At 54.6% G+C, this 1,443-nt stretch carries 1 protein-coding gene and 2 pseudogenes; all 3 read right to left on the reverse strand.

Translation table 11 applies throughout. The annotated features are described in order from the left end of the window. Nucleotides 1–108: 108 nt before the first annotated feature. A pseudogene (locus tag ASG51_RS23590) lies at nt 109–330 on the reverse strand (IS66 family transposase); the annotation flags it as partial. A 53-nt stretch (nt 331–383) separates the two neighbouring features. Next, nucleotides 384–651: pseudogene (locus ASG51_RS23595) on the reverse strand (IS5/IS1182 family transposase); the annotation flags it as partial. Nucleotides 652–802: 151 nt separating this feature from the next. Beyond that, a partial coding sequence (locus ASG51_RS24505; RefSeq protein WP_210168772.1) for a hypothetical protein occupies nt 803–1,443 on the reverse strand: 641 nt, incomplete at its 5' end.

Genomic DNA, 1,443 nt, shown 5'->3' on the forward strand with positions numbered 1-1,443 from the left:
CGCCATCACGCGCAGGCTGCCTAACCTCTTACCCCAGATGGACCAGAGCCTCCGCTCCTGAACACCGCTGAATGTCCCAAATCATCTGACGACAGACAAACAGCGGTCAGGACGATTCTCGACAACCGCGTCGGGATCCTCGCTGATCGCCCGGCTATGCCCCTCGTGTCCCGGCTTCGCTCCGCCGGGTTTGGATTGCTCGCGCCGCTCTTTGCGGTCGGTCGCTGGCGGCTTCGAGGAGGTGCGCGAGGTCTTGTCCGGACGCTGCAGCCGCAGCACCAGCTCGATCAGCTCCTCGCGGCTCAACCGCTCAAGATCGCTGCGCCCCATCCCATGAAGGAATCAGCGAAATCCGACCCGCGCAAGGGCCTGGGTAATTGCTACAGATCGAACTCCAGCGGCTCCATCAGCTGCTGTTCCGAGCGGATTGAGTGGAGCGCTTGCAGAGGAAGGACCCGCGGCAGGCATCTTAGGCGGGATCGACGGACGACGCATCCGAGCCGCATAGAGCGCCGAGAATGACCCGCTCATGGCCGCCAGCGCCTCGTCCGTCAGTTGCCGGATGCTCCGCAGGGGATGATCCGCCCGGACCCGAGCTTCCAGGTCGACATACGAGACCAACGCCCCCGAACGTTGGTCCAAGCCCCGCATCGAACTTCCCCGTCCTCTGCTTGGAAGGAGTGAGTCATGCCAAGCGCTGGTATGTCACGAACTTCTTCGACAACCCGCTAGTAAGCATTTTTATAGCTTAGCCGTGCTTCGCTGGCACACGATAGCGAATCGTGAAGGCTTCTACCTAGATCTATGTAGGATTACTATAGCGAGATTTGCTCTCAAATTTGAGAGTTGCGGGACCGGCAGATTGGTATTCGCTACCGGCATTTGCTATAGAATACCACTGTTCTTTGAAAGCAATGCCTTTCTTGCTGTCACGAAGAGCAAAACGATTAAGCCTAATCCAATACAGTATAGAAAATGCTGGCCTACCTGGAAGGTGGATCTCGGCGGCAAGTGGGAAAGAAAGATCTATCTGCTCTGGACCCGCCATGCCCTCCGCGACGTAGAAAGCTACCATGGGGCTATTACCATCAACCTCAAGTTCATTACTTTCAAAGTAAAACACCCTTAATTTTTGAGCTTCGGTGCTGTCGAACCAAAATTTGCAAGAAAAATCTCGGTACGTTTGCCCTGATAATGCAAAATCAGCCAGCTCCAGGTGCCATTTACCGAGAATCTCTTCCCGAATTGGTGAGAGAGCATCGCGTAAGGCCCTTCTACGACGAGTGTATTCAATTATAGAGGTTACAGCCGTGGAAATAACAAATAAAACTAAAAATTCTAATATCTTATACCAATCCTCACTGATCAGAACGCATGGGCCCATCGGCGCAGTCCGATGGACATGAGGCGCCAGGGTTGGGCGATGATCTTGTTCCAGGCATC

The sequence above is a fragment of the Methylobacterium sp. Leaf465 genome, from assembly GCF_001424705.1.
Classification (GTDB): domain Bacteria; phylum Pseudomonadota; class Alphaproteobacteria; order Rhizobiales; family Beijerinckiaceae; genus Methylobacterium.